Genomic DNA, 22,119 nt, shown 5'->3' on the forward strand with positions numbered 1-22,119 from the left:
TTTCTAGAACAAATTGATCTGTTTCTTTTCTTTTAAGGTTAATTTTGTACTTTTACTATCTGTATCATTACTTACGGTTTCCAGCTCAACAGGTTGGTTTCCACTAACTTTTGCTGCTGCAACAGCTAGTTCCTGCAACTCCGCCGGCACCTCAATAGACCCTCGCTTGGCACCAACAGCCTTTTTAGCGCCAGTTTTATCTTCCTGATGCTGAAACTCCTGCTTCGGCACCTCTACCTCCAGTATTTTATAGTAGTTGAGTTTGTTGCCCATAGCCTTCCAGCCTTTTACATCAATAAACTCGCTGAGCAGCAATTTCTCTCCTTCTTTATCGCTTTTGCGGTCGCGTTTAAACTTAATGTCGGCCAGCGGCTGCGGATGCGTAGACACAGCCTCCAGGCGTGAACCTTTGCTCTCCGAAATAAAGATGAACCGTTTGCCTATAGTAGAGGTCTCAACTTTAAAGCGTTTTACATAATAGGTTTTGTTTTCGCCTTCGTAGTAGATGCACGACACCACCAGTTCCGTCTCAAACTTCTGCAGCACCTTTATCTTCTCTACCGTGTAATGGTTGGCAAGGTCAAACGATGTCATTTCATAGGAGCCGTCCTCGTAGATAACCAGAATAGTGTCGTCGGTGTTGAAAGAGCCCAAATAGCGGCCTCTGCCTTCGGTGTTCAGCCTGCCTATTACTTCATCGTAAAATATTTCACGACCACCCAGCGTGGAGTCGCCCAGGCTTTTCTGCACCACTTTTTTAACGGGATACTTGGTTATGATATTGCCATTGGAGCCTTTGCCTTTGATCATGAGCTCTGCAAAATCGAAATCGAATACTTTGTTACGTGCCGTAACGGATGGTGCCAGCGTAAGCGTCACGACTTCAGATTCAGAATTCGGGTTCGCGGTGAGGTAATGGACTTTAGAGTTCTTCTCGCCTTTTGTCAGGTCGTACTCTTTGTCGCGGGTAATCGATTTAACCGAGAATCGTTTTGCGTAGGAAACACCTGACTTTCCGTCTACATAGATCATGTTGTAGACCATACGCTCGTCGTTCTTGTTATAAACGCCGGCCAGTATAATGTCTTTGCCCACAAAAGCTTTTTCGGCCACTTTGGTTACCGTGAACTTACCGTCTTTTCGGAAAACGATAATATCGTCCATATCGGAGCAGTCGCACACAAACTCGTCTTTGCGCAGGCTGGTTCCTATAAAGCCGTCTTTAGCGTTCATGTACAGCTTCTGGTTGGCTATCGCAACGTTCTGAGCATTAATCACATCAAAGGTTTTTACGATAGTGCGGCGGTCTTTACCCTGTCCGTACTTTTTAAGCAGACCCTCGAAGTAAGCGATAGCATACCGGATCAGGTTGGCAAGGTTATCGTCTACCTCGGCCATCTCCTCCTCCAGCCTGCGGATGTACTCGTCGGCTTTAAAGGAGTCGTACTTGGAGATGCGTTTGATCTTGATCTCTGTCAGGCGAACAATATCATCCTGGGTAACTTCGCGGCGCAGCAATGGCTTGAATGGGTCTAAGCCTTTGTCTATCGCCTCCAGCACTGCCTCCCAGGTTTCGCACTCTTCAATGTCGCGGTAAATACGGTTCTCGATAAAGATCTTCTCCAGCGACGAGTGGTGCCACTTGTCTTCCAGTTCTGCCTTCCGGATCTCCAGTTCCCGCTTCAGCAGGTCTACTGTTTTGAAAGTAGAAATTCGCAACAAATCGTCCACATTCATAAAATGTGGTTTGTCATCTATAATCACACAGGTATTAGGCGATATAGATACTTCACAATCAGTGAAGGCGTAGAGTGCATCAATCGTCAAGTCAGGAGACACCCCTGGCGGCAGTTGCACATGTATCTCCACTTCAGCAGCCGTATTATCGACTACCTTTTTAATCTTTATTTTATTGTTTTCGCTGGCTTTTACAATCGTCTCCATTAAGCCGGTGGTGGTGATGCCGTATGGTACATCCCGGATAATAAGAAGCGTCTTGTCTATCTTCTCGATAGTTGCTCGCACACGTATTTTACCGCCACGGGCACCACCATTATAATTCGTCACGTCTACCTGTCCGCCTGTCAGGAAGTCGGGCAACAGCTGCGTTTTGCGGCCTTTCAGCACATCAATAGAGCCTTTTATCAGCTCCTTAAAGTTGTGCGGCATTACTTTGGTAGATAAACCTACCGCAATACCTTCCACGCCCTGGGCCAGCAGCAGCGGAAACTTAACGGGCAGCGTTACCGGCTCATTTTTACGGCCATCGTAGGAGAGTTGCCAGATGGTAGTCTGCGGGTTAAATACCACATCGAGGGCGAACTTAGAAAGTCTGGCCTCGATATAACGCGAAGCAGCCGCACTGTCTCCGGTGCGCACGTCGCCCCAGTTACCCTGTGTTTCTATGAGCAAGTCTTTCTGACCAAGGCCTACCATGGCATCGCCAATGGAAGCATCGCCGTGCGGGTGATACTGCATGGTTTGCCCGATAACGTTGGCAACTTTGTTAAAGCGGCCATCGTCCATCTCTTTCATGGCATGCAGAATACGGCGCTGCACTGGCTTTAGTCCGTCTTCAATGGCTGGTACCGCCCGCTCCAGAATTACGTACGAGGCATACTCGAGGAACCAGTTTTCATAAAGGCCCGATACCGGAGTAACGTTATGGATGGTTTCTTCTTCTCCATCTGTAAACTCCACGTGCAGCTCTTCTTCCCTTTCTATGTCTTCGTTATTCAACTCGTCGTTATGCATAAACTTCTTCTACTATGTCTTTCTCTATCTTCAGGTTATCAATTATAAAGTTCTGGCGCTCCGGCGTGTTTTTGCCCATGTAGTAGCTCAGGATTTTCTGAATGGTGGTATCCTTCTGCAGAATCACCGGCTTTAGCTTTATGTTCTCGCCAATGAATTTACCGAACTCATCAGGAGATATTTCACCCAGCCCTTTAAAGCGGGTTATCTCCGGCTTCTTACCCAACTTCCGGATGGCTTCCTGTTTTTCGGTTTCGTTGTAGCAGTAAATGGTGTCTTTTTTGTTGCGCACCCTGAAGAGCGGCGTTTCCAGGATGAACACGTGTCCGTTCCGTACCAGGTCCGGGAAAAACTGCAGAAAGAAAGTGAGCAGCAGCAAGCGGATGTGCATGCCATCTACATCGGCATCGGTGGCAATTACTACGCGGTTGTAGCGCAGTCCTTCAAGGCCTTCTTCAATGTTGAGAGCGTGCTGCAGCAGGTTAAACTCCTCGTTTTCGTACACCACCTTTTTCTTTAGGCCAAAGCAGTTAAGCGGCTTACCACGCAAACTGAAAACAGCCTCAATGTCTACATTTCTCGATTTCGTAATGGAACCACTCGCTGAGTCACCCTCTGTAATGAACAGCGTGGAGAGCAACGGTTTTTCGCCTTTGTCTTCGTTAAAGTGCAGGCGGCAGTCACGGAGTTTGCGGTTGTGCAGGTTGGCCTTTTTGGCCCGTTGGTTAGCCAGTTTCTTTACGCCGGCCATATCCTTACGTTCCCGCTCACTCTGCTCAATGCGTTTTTTCAGCGCCTCTTTTGTTTCAGGGTACATCCTGAGGTAATTGTCGAGGTGCTCTTTTATGAAGTCGGTAATAAAGGCGTTAACCGTAGGTCCGTCTGGGCCCATATCGATAGAGCCCAGCTTGGTTTTAGTCTGCGACTCAAACACCGGCTCCTGTACACGAACCGATATAGCCCCGATAATAGAAGCCCGGATGTCAGAAGCATCGTAGTCTTTTCCGAACACTTCGCGCACTGTTTTTACCACTGCCGTTCTAAAAGCTGTCAGGTGTGTACCGCCCATGGTCGTAAACTGGCCGTTCACGAAAGAATAATATTCCTCGCCATAGTCGTTGCCGTGTGTCAGGGCAATTTCAATGTCTGGGCCTTTAAGATGTATAATTGGATAGCGCACGCTCTCCTCATCGGCTTTGTTGCGGAGCAGGTCCAGCAGCCCGTTTTCGGAGTAGAATTTCTTGCCGTTAAAATTGATCGTCAGGCCGGCGTTCAGGTAGGCATAATTCCAGATCTGGTTCTCAAGGTAATCGGGGTTAAACTGGTAATTCTTGAAAATGGTATCGTCTGGCGTAAAAATGGTTAGCGTACCGTTGCGTTGGTTCGATTCCTGCAAGTCCTGGTCCAGCGTCAGCACGCCACGCTCAAACTCAGCTGCCTTCAATTTGCCATCGCGCACCGACTGTATTCTGAAATGGCTGGAGAGGGCGTTCACAGCCTTAGTACCTACCCCGTTCAGACCTACCGATTTCTGGAATGCCTTGGAGTCGTATTTACCACCCGTGTTAATTTTGCTCACGCAGTCTATTACCTTGCCCAGCGGAATACCACGGCCATAGTCGCGCACCTGAACTTTATGGTCAGAGATTTTTATTTCAATTGTCTTGCCGAACCCCATCACATGCTCGTCAATGGAGTTATCGATTACCTCTTTAACTAAAATATAAATACCATCGTCTGCCGAAGAGCCATCGCCCAGCTTGCCGATATACATACCAGGGCGTAACCTGATATGCTCCCGGGGCTCCAGCGACCGTATGCTGTCTTCGTTGTAATTATGTTCTAACTCTGCCATATTGTAAGCGTAAGTATATTTGTTTAAGTAAAATCAATCCGAAATATAGGTAAAATAAAATTTTGCAGGTGCCTTGCCTCCTATCCCCGAACAGGCTACTCTATTAAAGGAAAGATAAAATTACTAAATATTTTAGTTTATCTGAAATCCAAATTAAAGCTTTTTCTGCTCTGTTTGTAGTACAACAGCAAAAGAACGAGGGTAGTTCATGAAAGAATGAATTTTACAGAGAAGGAAAAACTAATAATTTTAGCAAATTATATAGCTATTTTATAATACTCTGAAGTGGGCAATTTAGTAATTTTAGAAAAAAAATTCCTGCAGATGCGGGGTGGAAGATAACAGAATTTAACATCAATGGAAATAAAATTACCGCGGTACTTTAAATACATCCTCGTGATGCTGGGTATCATTTTACTGATTTGGCTGCTGCAAATGTTTAAATCAGTGCTGATGCCGATGGCGTTTGCTTTGCTCTTTGCCCTCCTGCTCCTACCCATGACCCGCGACCTCGAAAAACTAAGAATTCCGCGGCCTTTTGCTATTCTATGTAGCATTGTGCTGGTGATCGTCATACTGGGGCTGGTCATTTGGTTTCTGTCGATGCAGATCGTGAGTCTTACTTCAGAGCTCGAAACTATCGGCAACAACTTCGACATGCTGCTCATGCGCGTACAGGATTACCTGTACAAAAACTTCGACATTGCCCCGGCCAACAAGAGCGACTTCATAAAAAACGCTATTGGCAGTCTCCGCGAATTCTCGACCGCCTTTGTGGGCAGCACCATTTCTATGACAACCGGGGCGCTGGCTGCCTTTACAATTGTGCCGATTTTCGTTTTTTGCTTTCTCTACTACCGCGACCACCTGGAGCAGTTTATGTTTAAGTTCGTGGCCAAAGACAGCCGCAGCAACCTCAATACCACCATCGTTAATATTCAGCAGGTAATTCAGAGCTATATTTCAGGGCTGATGATCGTGATCATGATCGTGGCTCTGCTTAACTCTGCCGGGCTCCTGCTGCTCGATGTAAAGTACGCTATCTTCTTCGGCATTTTCGCTTCTATTCTAACCATAATTCCATATATAGGCATTTTGATCGGAGCTATGCTGCCAGCCTTGTTTACGCTGGCTACTACAGGTCATTTGATAGATGCGGTACTGGTGGTGGCGGTGTTCGTATTTGTGCAGTTCCTGGAAGGCAATTTTATTACCCCTCTGGTGGTTGGCTCCAAAGTAAGCATTAACCCGTTTGCTGCCATTGTGGCCTTACTGATTGGTGGTGAGATATGGGGAGCAGCCGGCATGATCCTGTCCATTCCGGTAATTGCTACGCTCAAAGTGTTGTTCGATGCTTACCCGCCACTCTCGCCCTTTGCCTTTCTGTTGGCTGATATAGACGAAAACAAACCACGAAAAAAAGGCAAAGTCAGTAGCTGGTTCAGCCAGATATGGAACGGTATAGGCCGGGGAAAACGAAACCCCTAAGCGCTTAAACACTGGAGCAACCCTTGACTATTTAAAGCAGAAAAAGCTTTGGAAGGGCTTTTTCATTGGAATAATTGCCGGTGGTTGATTGTTAAATGGTTAAACTGTGAAATGGTTGATTTAGAAATTTGAAGATGAAGGAGAGAGTTTGCCGGAAGGAATCAGGAACTGAACGAACGGTGCGATTTAACTCATCGCTAATGCAATGACCCTTGACTAAAAACAACCAGAATCTCTTCGGAAGGCTATTTTCATTAGAATAATCTTAATTGGTGCCTAAGTTTTAGCTTAGAGCATCTTTAACCTTTGCGCTGTAAATTGCTAATACCATTTGCAAACACACACCTGAAAGGCTGTTTTGAAACGTATTACTAAAAATATTGGTTTACAAGGTAGCAGCTGGTAACCTGCATCATAACCTTAAGACAAAGAGCAGCTTGTACGCTATAGTAGATATCGAAGCCACCGGAGGTCAGCCCTTTCAGGATAAGATCACTGAAATTGCGATCTTTATACATGATGGTCAGCAGATAGTGGATAAATATACCACCCTGATAAACCCTCAGCGCCCCATCCCTTATTTTATCTCCAACCTGACCGGCATTACCGATGAGATGGTGCAGGAGGCGCCAAAATTTTATGAAGTAGCCAAAGAGATTGTGCAGTTCACAGAAGGCAAAATTTTTGTGGCCCACAACGTGCGCTTCGATTATTCCTTTCTTAAAAAAGAGTTTGCCGACCTGGGCTATACCTTTCAGCGCAAAACGCTTTGCACCGTTCGCCTTAGCCGCTCCCTTATTCCGGGCCTGCCTTCTTATAGCCTGGGCAAACTGTGCAAAAGCATCGATATTGAGTTGCAGCAACGGCACCGGGCTATAGGCGATGCAGAGGCAACCGCCGAGCTGTTCGATAAGCTGCTCAAAATAAACCGTACCGCCGTTGATGGGGCCTTGCACACAGCAGAACCTGCCAAGGAACTAGCCAAAGAAATCAAGACATCGCTCCTGCCGCCCCATATTAAAAAGGAACAGGTAGATGCACTTCCCTTAGCACCCGGTGTCTACTATTTTTACAACGAGCAGGGCGAGGTCATCTATGTAGGCAAGAGCATCAACATCCGCAAAAGAATTATCCAGCACTTCAACATAGATTATAAAAGCCGGAAATCGCTCGATTTTAAAAATAGCATCGCCGACATTTCCTTTGAGCTGATGGGCAATGAGCTTGTGGCCTTGCTGTTCGAATCGGCGGAGATAAAGCGCATGAAACCTTTCTATAACCGACAGCAGCGGCGAAGTGTTTTTAACACTGGCATTTTTATGTACGAAGACAGCAACGGGTATAAACGCCTTACGTTCGGCAGCGTGAACAAAGCCGAGAACGTGAGCCTGACGCCAATTATAGCCTTATCTAATCCATTTAAAGCCAAAGGGTTCCTCTTTCATAAAGTATCGAAATACAACCTTTGCCAGAAACTCTGTGACCTGTACAAGACCAACGGCGCCTGCTTCGATTACCAGGTGCACCAGTGCCAGGGCGCCTGCATCGGTCAGGAGAGTCCTGAGTCGTACAATGCACGTGTTGACGAAGCCATTGAATCTTTTACCTACGAACACAACAGCTTCGTGATCATCGGCAGAGGAAGGCATGAAAATGAAAAATCGGTAGTGGTGGTAGACAATGGGATTTACCTGGGCTTCGGATTTGTAGATGAGACATTTTCGGCACAAAGCCTCGAAGACTTTAAAGGCGCCGTTACCCGCTACAAAGACAACAAAGATATTCAGCAGATTATACGGGGGCATATCCGTAGCAAGCACAAAGACAAAGTGATTGTATTTGATTAAGGCAGCAGCAATTTAGCAACCAGCCTCCAAACTATTCTAATGAAATCGGCCTTCCGGAAGGTTTTTGCTCCGTGATGCTACTTAATTAACTAAAGCCCGCCTCCTGCTGGTACGCTTTGATGCTACTGAACACATAGGTCTTGAACTGGGCGTTGTTCATGACCTCATCCAGCTGAATCAGTTCATACAGGCTCACCCACTCGCTTTCTACCTGCACTTCCATGGTGGGGTTAGGCACATATTGCCCGAGCCTTGTTCTCAGAAACAGCTGCTTGTTGTACTTATCGGCGCGGTATACTTCGTTTTTAGATAAGGAACTCTTTCTGGTAGCCGGAGATCATGTCGAACAGTATAATGCTTTCGTACTCCAGCCCTTTGCCTCCTTCACCGAAAAAAGCAGTGGTGTGTCGAAGTGTTTGGCGGCCTCTGCTTTGTCTTCGTTGCGCATGACCAGCACGGCAATTCTAGCGGAGTGTCGGGTTCGCTGGTTCAGTGTTTCCCTGACTTTAGGCTTGTTCTCGAAAAACTCTACTGCCCCGTGGTGTTTTGAGTTTGGCTTTACCAGGTAGGTGCTTTCTTTATCGATGGAGCCGAAGCGGGCATTCTTCACCAGCAGCAGCTTGTTCGCAATGTTGGTTACTTCGGGGGTATTGCGGTAGTTGGTAGCCAGAATCCGGACGATGTTGCCGGAAAGCTCTTCCTGGTAAAAAACCGTTTTTATCTGTGACCAGGAAAAGAAATTTGGATGTACAATCTGGTTGGAGTCGCCGCAGAGAATAAAATCAGTGGGTTTATGCAGCGCTCTCCGGATAACTTCCAACTGCACAATGGTGATATCCTGCACCTCGTCTATCACAATAAAATCGTACTGCGGCTGCACACGCTCCAGGTAGTTGTAAGATACAATGTTACTGTCGAACCAGGCGCCTTCGTTCATTTACTGCTCCGGCAGAAGTGGTAGGTTGGTTACCGAAACATGTTGGCTATTGGATGAGGTCTTTTTTGCTCATTTATCCTTCCGGCTTGCTAAAGATATTCTGCGCCCATTTTGCAGGATTGGTGCAAAAATAATCTGATATATGCTGAAAATGCTCTTTCGTTCCGGATAATGTGCTCGTAGAAGTTTCGATGCCAGATTTTGCCCGGCCGGTTAGTTTTGATGTATAGCAGGCAGGCTTTGCCTGGTTTCAGCTTCTATTTTTCCGAAATCTGATAAAGTCATTTCTCCATTTCTGACTTCGCCAAACAGATGCGCCCGTTGGTGGGTGCAAATGGTAATGAAATACATTCCTTCCTGTGCATAATCATACCCTTTCAGCCGAATAGACCTTCTATGATGAATGACAGGATTATAACCCATAAATTATAAAATTCACCCCTCGTTAAACGAAACTCCCCAAAATAAGTCGGGCACCCCTCGCGGGTGCCCCCGTATAAGAAGCTCCTTCCCTCTCAAGTACCCCAAACACATCATACCAAAAATTCCGGATCAAAACATACAAATAATTGCTTAAACCATTAAGCATTATCTTCTCAGCAGATAAATTGTAAAACAGATAGGAAAACATTCTGAAATATTTTAAGAAGATTATTTTATTTATTGCTATCTTCAAGCAAGTATTGAACCCAAATCTATAACTCTTAAAATTACAACAGTGAGCGAAACCACTACCAAATTCCGACCAGGTGTACTGTTTGGCGACGAAGTAACAGAACTCTTCAAGTACGCTAATGAAAACAACTTTGCACTTCCGGCTGTAAACGTGATCAGCACAAATTCTGTAAACGCCGTACTGGAAACAGCCAAGGCCGTTAATTCTCCTGTCATCATTCAGTTTTCTCATAGCGGCGCTCAGTTTTACGCAGGCAAAGGTCTGGCAAACGATGCACAGAAATCTGCTATTGCAGGTGCTATTTCCGGTGCGCACCACGTGCACATTATGGCAGAAGCCTACGGAGTTCCTGTAATCCTGCACACCGACCATGCTGCAAAAAAACTCCTGCCGTGGATAGATGGCCTTTTAGATGCTGGTGAGAAATATTTCGCTGATCACGGAAAGCCATTATTCAGTTCACACATGCTGGACCTTTCTGAAGAAGAGATACACGAAAACATAGAGACCTGCGCCAGCTACCTGAAGCGCATGGATAAGCTTGGTATGACGGTAGAGATAGAACTTGGCGTGACCGGTGGCGAGGAAGACGGCGTAGACAATACCGGCGTTGACAGCTCAAGACTTTATACGCAGCCAGAAGAAGTAGCTTACGCTTATGAAGAGCTAAACAAGGTTAGCTCCCGCTTCACCATTGCAGCTGCTTTTGGCAACGTGCACGGTGTTTACAAACCAGGTAACGTAGAGCTGCGCCCCGATATCCTGAAAAATTCACAAGATTTCATCCAGAAAAAATATGGGACTGGCGAAAACCCGGTGCACTTCGTGTTCCATGGTGGCTCCGGTTCTGAAAAAAGCCAGATCACAGAAGCTATCGAGTATGGTGCCATTAAAATGAACATCGATACCGATATGCAATGGGCATTTACCGAAGGCATCAGAGATTATATGTCTTTGAAGAAAGACTACCTGCAGGCCCAGATTGGTAACCCTGAGGGCGAAGATGTTCCGAACAAGAAGTTCTACGATCCGCGTGTTTGGCTACGTGAAGGCGAAAAAACATTTATCACGCGTCTGAAAGAAGCATTTACTGATCTGAATGCCAACAACAGAAACGCTTAATGTCTTGCATACCTTAAACACAAAAGGTGAAGCCGATCAGCTTCACCTTTTGTGTTTAAAATCATCTCTCAATACCAATTATTCAAATTAAAACGGCCTTCCAGAGGCAAAAAAGATGCTAGATTTCAGATGCTAGATACTAGACTTATTTTTGTCTGAATCGGAATTTGCATGAATACATTATTGCTGAATAGGTGCTTTTCGCCCACAAGATGCTGTAAGGATGACAAATCAAATATTTCCAAATCAACCATTTAACAGTTTAACCATTTAGCAATTAACAATCAGCAACCAACAATTATTTGAATGAAAACAGAACTCCGGAGCATTTGCGGCCTGATATTAACTATGCTCCAGTATCCACTTATATATTTGTTCGGTGTCCTCTTTGCGACACAGTTCAGAGCCTGGAGTCATGGTACAGGCGGTGCCGGCAGCCACACCGTAGCGCACGACATCCAGCATGCTCCACCCCTTTAACAAACTCAGGATCATGCCCCCCACCATACTATCGCCGGCTCCAACCGCACTTAGTTGCTTTACCGTAGGCGAACCGACATAGTGTATACCGTCTTTCGTGGCCAGCATAGCGCCTCTTGCCCCCAACGACACGACCAGCACTTTACACTTTCCGTCGGCCAGCACCTTTTTGGCGATATCCTCCTGCTCCATGGCTGTAATACTTTCTTTTCCGGCAAGTGCGGCCAGTTCTCCCAGGTTCGGCTTAATCAGGTACAGGCCCTCCCCTGCCGCTTTCATCAGGGCCTCGCCCGAGGTATCTACCACAAGCTTAAAACCGCGCTTGTGCGCCACTACCGCAAGCTGGTAATAAAAATCTTCGGGCACGCCGGGAGGCAGGCTGCCACTGGCGACCACATATTCCGGTATTTCCTCTGCCTGCTCCAGCTTATCAATAAATTGCTTCCATTCCGGTTCATATACCTCGGGGCCAGGCATTCCGAAACGATACTGTTCACCGGTAGCTTTCTCGTACACCATCAGGTTTTCGCGGGTCCAGTTTTTTGCTTTGGCTGCCCAGAAATTCACCCCTTCTTCATGAAGCAGCTCCTCCAGGCGCTCACCCGAAGGCCCACCCGACAAAAACCAGGCACACGATTCGCCACCCAGTTTCTTAATGGCCCTCGATACATTTATGCCTCCGCCTCCAGGCTCGTAGAGGGGCGCATCGCAACGGATTTTCTTTTCGTGCACTACTCTGTTAGCGGTGGTACTTTTATCTAAGGCAGGGTTTAAAGTTATGGTTACAATCTTTTTCATGTAAGTTCTTGTTAGGTATTAGTTTCTAGAGGTTAGATGCTAATGAAAAAGACACGAGCATTAACACTAAATTAGCCAGCTCCTTTACAGGTTGAACGTTAAAAGTCAGGAGTTAAAAGTTTGTAATTCTATCATTCAAAAATACTCAATAAAACCATTTAGCAGTTTCGCCATTCTACAATTAGCAATCGACAATTAACAATCAATTATTCTAATCAAAATGCCCTTCAGAAGGTAAATCAACTAATTTCATGTCAAGGGTAAAGGCAATTCGCTCTGATGAAGGCTATATTAGCTTATTTCAAATTCCTTTTTGTCGCCCGTCTGTAGGGTATGCACCTGTCCTTTCAAGCCAATTTTTACTTTTTTCGTGAACCCCTTGTCTACACTTATCAGCAGCTTCTGGTGCGTAAGCAGTAAGGTAAGCCAGTGCCCGCGGTAACGGAGCTGCAGCTTAATGTAACTTACCTCTACTGGCAGCGCCGGGTTCAGCCACAGCACATTCTCCCTTATATCGAGACCGACATATCCGCGCTGCAGCAGATCTACTGTGCCGGCCATAGCTCCCAAATGAATTCCTTCTTGTGTAGTTCCGCCTTGCACATCGCTTACATCGCTCATCAGCGCCTCTAAAAAGTTAGACCACGAACGTTTGCGATCTGAACGGGCCAGAACCCAGGAGTGCACAATTTTGCTGAGGGTAGAACCATGCGAGGTGCGGTTTTCATAATAATCGATGTTGGCAGAAATGTCTTTTTCGGTCAGTTCATAGCCGAGGCTCTGGAAAAGCGCCAACAATTCTTCTGACGAGAAAAGGTAAAACAGCATGATAACGTCAGCCTGCTTGCTGGCTTTATACTTGTTTACGTTGTCGCCTTCGCTCTCCAGTATCCTGTCGAGCCGCATCGATTCGCCATGTTTCTTTTTATACTTTTCCCAGTCGAACTCCTGTAGCTGTTCATACCCTTCGAACTGCGCTATAATGGAGCCATCTTCTATAAAAGGCACAAACATTTTATGACTGATGTCTTCCCAGCGACTACGGTCATCGGCAGAAATATGGAGTTTCTCATACAGTTCTTCCAGGCGGGTATTATCCAGCACCTTGGCAATGCCCAAAGCACACCTAATGACCCAGGCCGCCATTACGTTAGTATAGGCATTATTGCGCAGGCCGGGCTCCTCAGAATCAGGATACTCGGTATGGTACTCATCGGGGCCAACAACATGAAGAATCTCGAAACGCCCCTTCTGTTCGTTGTAGGTGGCAATAGTAGACCAGAACTGGGCAATGTCAAAAATCATTTCTGCCCCATAAAAACTCAGGAACTCCAGGTCGGTAGTAGACTGGTAATATTGCCACACATTGTAGGCAATTGCCGCATTGATGTGCCGTTGCAAAAACGTGTTGTCGGGCAACCAGTTCCCTGACTCTGGGTTCAGGTGTATGACCTGGCTTTCTTCGCGGCCGTTGCTGCCACTCTGCCACGGAAACATGGCGCCTCTGTAGCCCGCCTGGCTGGCTGCGTACCGGGCCTCGGGCAAGCGGCGGTAACGGTACATGAGCAGCTCACGGGTAAGCTCGGGCAGGCGCAGGTTCAGAAACGGGAAAATAAACAGCTCATCCCAGAAAATATGCCCGCGATAAGCCTCACCATGCAGCCCCCTTGCCGGCACTCCCACATCCAGATCTACGGTATTGCCCGAAACTGTCTGCAGCAGATGGAAAATGTGGAGCCGCAGAATACGTTGGGCATTGTGGTTACTGGCAATCTCCAGGTCGCACCGGTCCCAGATGTGGCGCCAGGTTCGGCAGTGCTCATGCAGCAGTTGCGAAAAACTACCCAGGCGCGATACGTTGGTGCAGGCCTCCTGCTTTATTTCAGAAACAGCAAAGTCGCGGGAGGTATACAGCATGACCACTTTCTCGATGCGGAGCGGGTGCTGCTTTTTGCAAGACAGACGGAGCAGTTGCTCTGTATAGGCTTTGTCTCCTGTTTTAGTTTCGCGCTTGTAGTTTTCTGAGGGTGGTTCAACAAAAACACGGGTACGCGCGACCTGCGCCATTCTGATGTGAGACTGTGTTGTCTGGGTCAGCAGAAAAATGGTTTCATCGTTGTGCTGGCCGGTCTCTAATGGCACCAGGTGCTGGCTGGCAAGTGAGCGGTAACGGGCCACGCCACTATTCTTAACCCGACCATCGAGGGCAGAGCGCACCTCTATTTCACCAGACCAGTTTTGAGGCGTTAACTCCCACTCCAGGGCTGCCACATGCGGGTTGGCCATGCTTAAAAAGCGCCTGCTGGTGATGTGCGTTTCCCGGTTTTGGGAGTCGCGGAACTGAATTTGGCGCGTCAGCAGGCCCTGGTACATATCCAGTTCCTGCCGGTAATGTGTCACCTCTACCTGGCTCAGTTCAAACCAGCCTTCTTCGCCTGTATGCCGAAAAGTTAATGGCAGCCAGTTCGGCCAGTTCACCAGATCTTCGTTCTCAATGTCTTTACCAGACACCTTCGAAACGAGCCGGTTAAAGCCTCCGGCCAGGTAGGTTCCGGGGTAATTTATTTTTTCGTCGGCGCTGCTTTCCTCGGCGGCACCACGTGTGGCAAAGTTTCCGTTACCAAGGGTGCAGAGTGCTTCGCGCAGGGGTTGTTCTTCAGGTTTCCAGGAGTCGTATGCTATTTTCCATTCAGCCATTCGCACATTTTTAGAGTTTCGAAAGATCGGAAAGAAACTGCTTTACTTCGTCAACATCTTCCAGAGAATAAGCAGCTGCTGTTTTTTCGTCGTGCTCCCCTACCAGCACACTAATGCCTATACCTTGTAAGGCTGCAAAGGCATCTTCATCGGTGATATCGTCACCGATGTAAATTGGAACTGTTGTATCCAGGTCCAGGCCCAGCTCCTTCATCAGCCATAATACTGCCTTGCCTTTGTGCCAGTCTAGGTTCGGCTTTAGCTCCAGCACCTTTTTCCCGAAGCCTTTTTTCAGGCCATCATGTGCGTTCACAATATCATCTACTGCTTTCTGAACAATATCGACCAGCGCATCTTCCACGTTTCGGTAGTGTACAGCAATGGCATAGCGCTTGCGTTCAACCAGAGCGCCTTCAACATCTGTCAGGCGTTCTTTCAGCTCTTCTTCTGCTGTGTCGAGGGCTACCAGTGCTTCGTGTGCATCGCCGGGTTCGGCCTGCATGCCGTTAGGGCCTGTAATGTCGAAACCGTGCGAACCCGCATAATAAAGCGACTCCAACTGCACCAGGTTCTTCACATTTTGCCTGTCGCGGCCACTCACCACCGACACGGTGCAGGTTTCAGCCAATTGTTGCAGTACCTGCCGCATCTCGTCTGTCAGAATGGCCTTGTCTGGGTCTTTTACAATAGGACTCAGGCAGCCGTCATAATCAAGGAAAACAGCTGGTTTCTTACCTTGAAGCTTTTCACGCAGCTCCTCCATTTTATCGAAAGCAGAAGGAAGCTCGGCAGCTTCCTTCCTGGTAATATGTTTATCTCCGGATGTTATCATAGAAAATGATTTTATTCTGGCTTAGGAAATTTAGAAATAACAATATCGGCACCGTTTTCTTCGAGCGTTTGGCCGGCATTGCCGCGGTTAATGCCTACCACCAAAGCGAAATTACCGGCTTTACCGGCTGCCACGCCAGCCCAGGCATCTTCAAAAATGGCTGTTTCTTCGGGTTTTACACCTAACCGTTTAGCTGCTTCCAGGAAAATATCAGGCTCAGGTTTGCCTTTCAGTTTTAGTTCTCCTGAAACCAGGCCATCTACACGCGCTTCGAAAAGTTGCTCCAGCCCACCTCTGCGAATTATGTCGAAGCAGTTTTTACTAGAGGAGATAACGGCTGTCTTTAAACCATTCTTTTTATAGGCTTTAACCCAGGCCAGCGTATCTTCAAACACTACTACGCCATTCTGTTTCAGCAGCTCCTGAAAGTATAGGTTTTTCAGGTTGCCCAGCCCAATAATTGTTTCTTTTCCATCGTCGTCGGCTGCCTCTCCCTCTGGAATGGTGATGCCTCTGGATTCCAGGAAATTACGCACGCCATCGTAGCGAGGCATACCGTCTACGTAAGACCGGTAATCCTCCACTACATCAAACGGTTTGTACGATTTGCCGTCTTTCTCCCCACGCTTTTTCAGGAACAAATCTGTCATTTTTTTCCAGGCTTCGGCATGCACAACGGCTGTGTTGGTAATAACACCGTCCATGTCGAGTATAAGGGCTTTGATGTTTTTCTCCTTTACAAGAGTATTCAGGTTGCTCATATAGTAGTGTAACTTATATTTTATGATAAATCTACTGTTCTGACTTTATGGTGCTGCTACTGCATGCAACAGCGGTTCCTATGTAGGTGCTCCTGCCAGCAGGTAGCAGGACTTGGTGCGATGGCCGGAAAGATAAGTGCCAGCCGCTGTCCCCTCTTCGTATACGCTACAGAAGCTATATTAGCGTTTTTATCTCAGAATTTCATACTCAGAAGCAGTATAAGTTTTAAGGACTGCCGAAAAGATTCTGAACCGTATTTGCACCTGCCCTTGCGAAATGCCTTGCGCTAACGGGCAAAAGTGCTCGCTGCTAAACAGGTACGGCAGAACCCACCTGGCAGCACTATGATTAGTTAGCACCTTTTTATACTTTAGCAACCATGTACAGCATTCTTGTTACGCAGCAACTGCGTAAATGATGCCTGCCGGCAATCCATATTTTAAATATACTATATAACCAAGGAGAATTCAATTCGTTTAGTTTATTTACGTTTTCCTTTTAACTTTATTTCAGAAGCAGCACCTCGTTTATATACTGTATTTTTACATAACCTGTATGATGAAAAATATCAATCCTACCACCACAAAGGCCTGGCAGAAGCTCCAGACGCATTACGAAGCTATTCAGTCGAAACACCTTCGCGAGCTGTTCGAGCAAGACCCGGAACGATTCAGCAAACTGTCCTTAACCGTAGACGATACGCTTTACGACTTTTCTAAAAACCGGATTACTGAAGAAACACTCGACCTGCTGACCGAACTTGCCGAAGAAACAGGCATGAAGGAAGCCATTGAGAGCATGTTCAAAGGTGAAACCATAAATGCAACCGAAGGACGCGCTGTGCTTCATACAGCCCTTCGGAACTTTACGGATGAAGAGTTGCTGCTGGATGGGGAAAATATTCTGGCTGAAGTGCGCGACGTGCAGCAGCAGATGAAAGCATTCTGCGACAAACTGCATAGCGGCCAATGGCTTGGCTACACCGGTAAACCAATAAACCATGTGGTGAACATTGGCATTGGCGGCTCCGACCTGGGTCCTAAAATGGTGTGCGAAGCCCTTAAGTTTTATCAGCAACCGGGCATGTCCATCGATTTTATATCGAACGTAGACGGAACCGATGCGGCAGAAGTACTGAAAAAGCTGAACCCGGAACAGACGCTGTTTATTATTGCTTCCAAAACCTTCACAACCAAAGAGACCATTGCCAACGCCCATACCGCGCGCGACTGGTTTCTGAAACATGCTACCGACAAAGAGCATATTAAAAAGCATTTTGTGGCACTCTCTACCAACACAGCGGCAGTGGAGGCCTTTGGCATTGCACCCGAAAACACGTTCCGGTTCTGGGACTGGGTAGGCGGACGCTTTTCGTTATGGTCTGCCATCGGGCTTTCTATTGCCTGTGCACTGGGTTACGATAAGTTCGAGGAGTTACTGCGTGGCGCTGAAGCTATGGACAAACACTTTAGAAGCGCGCCACTGCGCCAGAACGCACCTGTACTGATGGGCTTGCTCGGGCTTTGGTACACGAACTTTTTTGGTGCCCAGTCGCATGCTGTGCTGCCTTACGACCAGTACCTGCGCCTGTTGCCCGAATACCTGCAGCAGGGTCTCATGGAGAGCAACGGCAAAAGCGCAGACCGCACCGGCACCTTTGTAGACTACGAAACCCAACCCGTTATTTGGGGAGCGGCCGGCACAAACAGCCAGCACTCCTTCTTCCAGCTCATTCATCAGGGCTCGGTGCTTATTCCGTCAGATTTTATAGCGCCGGCACAAAGCCTGAACCAGATCGGCAACCACCACACCATGTTGCTCTCTAACTACTTTGCCCAGACAGAGGCCCTGATGAAAGGCAAAACGGCAGAAGAAGCCAGAGCTGAGTTACAGAAAAAAGGAGATAAATCGGAGCAGGAAGTAGAGGAACTGGTGCCGCATAAGGTGTTTGCAGGCAACAAGCCTACTACCTCCATCATGTTTAAAAAACTGACACCTTACACCCTTGGCAGCCTCATCTCGATGTATGAGCAAAAAGTTTTTGTGCAGGGTGTGCTCTGGAATGTGTATAGTTTCGACCAGTGGGGAGTGGAACTGGGCAAACAACTTGCAGGCGCCATAGAGGATGAGCTGATGGGTAAAACAACCGGAAACCACGACAGCTCTACCAACGGGCTTATTCAATTTTATAACGAAAACCGGGGGTAATAAAAGTTTGAAGCTAAGATTATAGCAGCAGGTTCATCTGTAATCGAGTTATTCCCTGCTTCACAAGCCTGCAAAAGAAACTGAGTCGGAGCCATAAACTCCGCGCCGGCTTCTTTTGCAGGCTATTTTTTTCCGTTAGCCTGCCGGCAACTACAGTATTTTAAAACCTTTCTGCGCCACTGCGTACTGTAGAATTGAACACCTACCCCTACAAATGATTTCTTTTCGTGCGGCATGTATCTTCCTGTTTTCACTGGTGCTTTCGGGCTGCGCAGATAATACATTTTTTCAGGAAGATGCCTTGGTTCAATCTGGCACAACACCCGCTATTACACCTGCAACCGACAGTGTTTGGGTAACAGTTGGAGGCCATTACAACCGCAACGCCTTTTATTACATCTTCTGGGGGAAACATAACCGGCAGCTCTGGGCAACACCCGTAAAGGTGCCGGTTTTCAGGCTTCATAAAGTGGCTGGTGGTTTAAAAGTTGTAAAGCGCGGCGGTGGTTACCAGTCTACCAGTTTTCAGTTGCAGGATGGTGATGGCCGCCTCTACGCCTTTCGTACACTCGATAAGGACCCTGTGCACGTACTCTCTGACTTCTGGCAAAAAACTTTTGTAACGAATGTAGTACGCGACCAGACCTCGGCTGCCAACCCATTTGCGGCACTGGTAGTGCCGCCTCTTGCCGAGGCACTTCGTATCTGGCACAGCAACCCCAGGTTATATTATGTAAGCAGCAACGACACCAGCTTTGGAGAGTTTGCGCCACTTGTACAAGGCAAAGTATTTATGCTGGAAGAAAAATTCAAGACTCCCGCTGATATACCTGCCAATGAAAATAATACAATTGGCTTCCTGGATTCTGACGAGGCCTTCCGCCTTCGCTTTTCATCGAACCGGTACCACTTTGAACAGCGCGAGTTTGCCAAAGCCCGCTTACTCGACCTGCTCCTCGGAGACTGGGACCGGCATAAAGGGCAATGGGACTGGGCAGTAAGCAAGAAAGGAGAAGAAACTTATTTCAGGCCTATACCGAAAGACCGGGACCAGGTTTTTCTTAAAATGAACGATGGCCTGATTCCTTTTATAGCCAGCAGCAAAATAATGGTCCGGAAATTTTACTCTTTTTCGGAGAAGTTCGGCGATGTGCAGGCACTGCTTATTAATGCACGGTTTATAGATGAGCGGCTGCTACACGAGCTGTCAAAAGAGGCCTGGCTACAACTTGCCGGGCAGGCTCAGGCTGCCCTTACCGACCAGGTTATAGCAGCTGCCGTGCGGCAACTGCCGGAACCCATCAGAAAAAAGATCGGAAAAGAACTGGAGGCCAGCCTGCAGACACGACGCAACAACCTACCCGAGGCCGCTGAAATTATGTATTCGATTTTGGCCAAAGAAGTAACCATACCAGGTACCGATCAGGAAGAGCAGTTTATTGTTAACCGGCATCCGGATGGCAAGACGCAGGTGCGTATATTTCGCCGTACCTCCATTATGTCGCCGGAGCAGCAGCTGTACAATCGTGTTTTTTCTGCGGATGAAACCAAAATAATTCGCCTGTATGGACTTGCCGGAGACGATGAGTTTGTGGTTGAAGGATTCGTGAATAACGCTATCCCGATAGAAATTTATGGCGGTTTGGGCGAGGATAAGATATCAGAAAGATCGAGTGTGAAATCCTGGAAAAAGAAAACAAGTATCTTCGACACAGAACGCGGTAACAGCATTATTTTTGGGTCTGAAGGCCGCGACCGCACCACCCGCGATGTACGCGTTCATGCCTACGACCGCGAAGGAAACTGAGCCGCTCCTCTGTACCTGCTGCCCAGGCAAAAAAGTAAAGCTTCCTGGCGGTAAAGCACCTTATCAAACTCCTGAACAGTAAAAAACGCGTATTTACCGCAAGAGCAGGCAAATACGCGTTAAGCGAATAGCAGGAACTTTCAGGCATTACTTTGGCTCGAGTTCCATGTAGGGTTTTGGGAAAGGAATCCAGGCTTTTACAATTGAAAAATCATAGGTTTTGGCGTTGGGCGAAGAATCCATTTTAATGCGGTTATCTCCTACATACCAGCAGGCTACCACGGTAGGGTGCCCATGCTCATCAATGGTAGCTAAGATATTTTGTCGGAGCTCAGGCAACTGCTCTGAACTTGGTATCCATTCTTTATTCATAAAAGAGTCGTTTTCAGGTTTTTAACGCGACAAGCCCAGCCCTAGAAGTTTCTAAGACTTTGCCGCAAATTTTTACGTCTTTTACGCATGATTTCTGAAAACAAACTAAGCTCAAAGGAATATTTAAGTAGAACTAGCAAAAATCTTAGCCTATCTACAAAAAAATCATAATAACCTTATAACTAACCACTTAATTAAAACAATGAGGTAGCTACCAAAGGTTTAATTTCCAGAACCTGAATTATTCAAATAAAAACGGCCTTCAGAAGGTCTAATGCATCGAAACAGGCCAAGGGTGTTCCTGTATTTACGTGTTTATACCGATGCTTTCTTCTCCCTGGCCACCTTCTCCAGCATCTTGAGTACGAGTTCTTCGGTACCGCTTAGATTTTTAGTAACAGGTTTGCTGGCATCGTGCCGTTTCAGATATTGCAATAATTTATCTTCTCTGAAAAGATTTACCACTTCCGGATGAATGTAATATTTAGAACAGACAGTGGGTGTGTTGCCCAGACTCCTGGCCACCATCTTCACCGACTCCTTTATGCTCTTTTCCTTACCTAGTTCGGGGTTCTCTTCCAGCACCAGCTCCAGGCACTCTACCATGCGCACGGTGCCGCCCCAGGTCCTGAAGTCTTTGGCGCTGAAGTCGTGTTCGGTGGCTTCGCGCAGGTAAGCGTTCACATCGCCCGACTCCAGGGTCTGCCGCTGCCCCTCTTCGTCGTAATACTGAAACAGGTCGTACCCAGGTATGTCTTTGCACTTTTTAACCAGTTGGGCCAACCGCCGGTCTTTCAGGTCTATTTCGTGCTCCACTCCTTTTTTGCCTCTGAAGGTGAACTTTAGCTGGCTGCCAGAAATCTGCACATGCCGGTCGCGGAGCGTCGTAAGCCCATACGATTTGTTTGATTTGGCATAGTGCCTGTTACCGATCCGGATGAGGGCATTGTCGAGCAGCGAGAGCACCAGGGCTGTTACCCGGCGCTTGTCCAGTTTACTGGAGGCAATGTCGGTTTCTATTTTCTCACGGAGCTTAGGCAGTGTTTTACCGAACATAATCATACGGCCGAACTTGGTTACGCTTCGCACCTTCTGCCAATCGGGGTGGTACACATACTGCTTCCGGCCTTTTTCGTCGCGGCCGGTAACCTGTAAGTGGCCTTTGGCATTCGGCGAAATCCAGACATCAGTCCAGGCAGGTGGTATCACCAGTTTACTTATCCGCTCCAGCACTTTCTCGTCCGTAATACGTTCGCCTTTGGCAGTTTCGTAGATCATGCTCTTGCCGGCTTTGCGGCGGGTAATGCCGGGTTTCTCGTCTGTGGTATATCGTAGCCCAGCCCATGCGGCCGATTTAGCCGGGTCTGCGTGCAATTCGTGTAATTCGTTCTTCTTCGCCATCTCCTGAGGCATTAGTTTTTACCTCCTGCTGTACACATACCGAGTTTTACGACAAAAGTTGTAGGCCTGCAAGCCTGGCAGCA

Annotated in this window: 15 protein-coding genes; 5 read left to right on the forward strand and 10 right to left on the reverse strand. The window is 47.4% G+C overall.

Going from position 1 to position 22,119, the window contains the following annotated elements; all coding sequences use genetic code 11:
* Window positions 1-3 precede the first annotated feature (3 nt).
* Window positions 4-2,754, reverse strand: coding sequence for a DNA gyrase/topoisomerase IV subunit A (locus FVR03_RS10835; RefSeq protein WP_147921770.1), 2,751 nt, complete (start codon window positions 2,752-2,754; stop codon window positions 4-6).
* Window positions 2,747-4,609 carry a DNA topoisomerase IV subunit B gene (locus FVR03_RS10840; RefSeq protein ID WP_147921771.1) on the reverse strand — a complete coding sequence of 621 codons (1,863 nt, stop codon included), beginning with the start codon at window positions 4,607-4,609 and terminating at the stop codon, window positions 2,747-2,749. Before FVR03_RS10840 ends, FVR03_RS10835 begins: the two co-directional genes overlap by 8 nt.
* 357 nt (window positions 4,610-4,966) lie before the next feature.
* Between FVR03_RS10840 and FVR03_RS10845 the strand changes: the two genes are divergently transcribed.
* Both FVR03_RS10845 and FVR03_RS10850 read left to right on the forward strand, forming a co-directional pair.
* The gene (locus tag FVR03_RS10845; protein ID WP_147921772.1) at window positions 4,967-6,097 is read left to right on the forward strand and encodes an AI-2E family transporter; all 1,131 of its coding nucleotides are present in this window, start codon (window positions 4,967-4,969) and stop codon (window positions 6,095-6,097) included.
* 437 nt (window positions 6,098-6,534) lie between these two features.
* On the forward strand, window positions 6,535-7,944 hold the full coding sequence (locus FVR03_RS10850; RefSeq protein ID WP_147921773.1) for an exonuclease domain-containing protein: 1,410 nt from the start codon (window positions 6,535-6,537) through the stop codon (window positions 7,942-7,944).
* Between the two features lie 85 nt (window positions 7,945-8,029).
* On the opposite strand, the gene FVR03_RS24375 is transcribed toward FVR03_RS10850, so the two are convergent.
* Complete coding sequence (locus tag FVR03_RS24375) at window positions 8,030-8,182, reverse strand: hypothetical protein (RefSeq protein WP_187270125.1); 153 nt, start codon at window positions 8,180-8,182, stop codon at window positions 8,030-8,032.
* Between the two features lie 99 nt (window positions 8,183-8,281).
* Complete coding sequence (locus tag FVR03_RS10855; RefSeq protein WP_147921774.1) at window positions 8,282-8,881, reverse strand: UvrD-helicase domain-containing protein; 600 nt, start codon at window positions 8,879-8,881, stop codon at window positions 8,282-8,284.
* A gap of 718 nt (window positions 8,882-9,599) precedes the next feature.
* On the opposite strand from FVR03_RS10855, the gene fbaA reads away from it, so the two are divergent.
* On the forward strand, window positions 9,600-10,679 hold the full coding sequence (fbaA, locus tag FVR03_RS10865; protein ID WP_147921775.1) for a class II fructose-bisphosphate aldolase: 1,080 nt from the start codon (window positions 9,600-9,602) through the stop codon (window positions 10,677-10,679).
* A 342-nt stretch (window positions 10,680-11,021) separates the two neighbouring features.
* On the opposite strand, the gene FVR03_RS10870 is transcribed toward fbaA, so the two are convergent.
* The 4 genes from FVR03_RS10870 to FVR03_RS10885 all read right to left on the reverse strand — a co-directional run bounded on the left by FVR03_RS10870 (window position 11,022) and on the right by FVR03_RS10885 (window position 16,247).
* A complete protein-coding gene (locus FVR03_RS10870; protein WP_147921776.1) occupies window positions 11,022-11,957 on the reverse strand; it encodes a 1-phosphofructokinase family hexose kinase in 936 nt (311 codons plus the stop codon).
* Between the two features lie 291 nt (window positions 11,958-12,248).
* Window positions 12,249-14,654, reverse strand: coding sequence for a glycoside hydrolase family 65 protein (locus FVR03_RS10875; protein ID WP_147921777.1), 2,406 nt, complete (start codon window positions 14,652-14,654; stop codon window positions 12,249-12,251).
* 10 nt (window positions 14,655-14,664) lie between these two features.
* Window positions 14,665-15,486 (reverse strand): trehalose-phosphatase, encoded by an 822-nt coding sequence (gene otsB, locus FVR03_RS10880; RefSeq protein WP_147921778.1) that lies wholly within the window; start codon window positions 15,484-15,486, stop codon window positions 14,665-14,667.
* An 11-nt stretch (window positions 15,487-15,497) separates the two neighbouring features.
* A complete protein-coding gene (locus FVR03_RS10885; protein WP_187270126.1) occupies window positions 15,498-16,247 on the reverse strand; it encodes a beta-phosphoglucomutase family hydrolase in 750 nt (249 codons plus the stop codon).
* Window positions 16,248-16,803: 556 nt separating this feature from the next.
* Here FVR03_RS10885 and pgi point away from each other — a divergent pair.
* Both pgi and FVR03_RS10895 read left to right on the forward strand, forming a co-directional pair.
* Window positions 16,804-18,456, forward strand: a complete 1,653-nt coding sequence (gene pgi / locus FVR03_RS10890) for a glucose-6-phosphate isomerase (RefSeq protein ID WP_147921779.1) — start codon at window positions 16,804-16,806, stop codon at window positions 18,454-18,456.
* 214 nt (window positions 18,457-18,670) lie between these two features.
* Window positions 18,671-20,263, forward strand: a complete 1,593-nt coding sequence (locus FVR03_RS10895; RefSeq protein WP_147921780.1) for a hypothetical protein — start codon at window positions 18,671-18,673, stop codon at window positions 20,261-20,263.
* A 147-nt stretch (window positions 20,264-20,410) separates the two neighbouring features.
* Here FVR03_RS10895 and FVR03_RS10900 read toward each other — a convergent pair whose 3' ends face one another.
* On the reverse strand, window positions 20,411-20,635 hold the full coding sequence (locus FVR03_RS10900; protein ID WP_147921781.1) for a hypothetical protein: 225 nt from the start codon (window positions 20,633-20,635) through the stop codon (window positions 20,411-20,413).
* Window positions 20,636-20,950: 315 nt separating this feature from the next.
* Window positions 20,951-22,036, reverse strand: a complete 1,086-nt coding sequence (locus FVR03_RS10905; RefSeq protein WP_147921782.1) for a DNA topoisomerase IB — start codon at window positions 22,034-22,036, stop codon at window positions 20,951-20,953.
* Between the last annotated feature and the right edge of the window lie 83 nt (window positions 22,037-22,119).

Origin of the sequence: Pontibacter qinzhouensis (genome assembly GCF_008017455.1) — a bacterium.
GTDB lineage: Bacteria > Bacteroidota > Bacteroidia > Cytophagales > Hymenobacteraceae > Pontibacter > Pontibacter qinzhouensis.

Coding starts and splice junctions, on each gene's coding strand:
- FVR03_RS10835 (WP_147921770.1), bottom strand. CDS start 2,754: ATGCATAACGACGAGTTGAATAACGAAGACATAGAAAGGGAAGAAGAG.
- FVR03_RS10840 (WP_147921771.1), bottom strand. CDS start 4,609: ATGGCAGAGTTAGAACATAATTACAACGAAGACAGCATACGGTCGCTG.
- FVR03_RS10845 (WP_147921772.1), top strand. CDS start 4,967: ATGGAAATAAAATTACCGCGGTACTTTAAATACATCCTCGTGATGCTG.
- FVR03_RS10855 (WP_147921774.1), bottom strand. CDS start 8,881: ATGAACGAAGGCGCCTGGTTCGACAGTAACATTGTATCTTACAACTAC.
- FVR03_RS10870 (WP_147921776.1), bottom strand. CDS start 11,957: ATGAAAAAGATTGTAACCATAACTTTAAACCCTGCCTTAGATAAAAGT.
- FVR03_RS10875 (WP_147921777.1), bottom strand. CDS start 14,654: ATGGCTGAATGGAAAATAGCATACGACTCCTGGAAACCTGAAGAACAA.
- otsB (WP_147921778.1), bottom strand. CDS start 15,486: ATGATAACATCCGGAGATAAACATATTACCAGGAAGGAAGCTGCCGAG.
- FVR03_RS10885 (WP_187270126.1), bottom strand. CDS start 16,247: ATGAGCAACCTGAATACTCTTGTAAAGGAGAAAAACATCAAAGCCCTT.
- pgi (WP_147921779.1), top strand. CDS start 16,804: ATGATGAAAAATATCAATCCTACCACCACAAAGGCCTGGCAGAAGCTC.
- FVR03_RS10895 (WP_147921780.1), top strand. CDS start 18,671: ATGATTTCTTTTCGTGCGGCATGTATCTTCCTGTTTTCACTGGTGCTT.
- FVR03_RS10900 (WP_147921781.1), bottom strand. CDS start 20,635: ATGAATAAAGAATGGATACCAAGTTCAGAGCAGTTGCCTGAGCTCCGA.
- FVR03_RS10905 (WP_147921782.1), bottom strand. CDS start 22,036: ATGGCGAAGAAGAACGAATTACACGAATTGCACGCAGACCCGGCTAAA.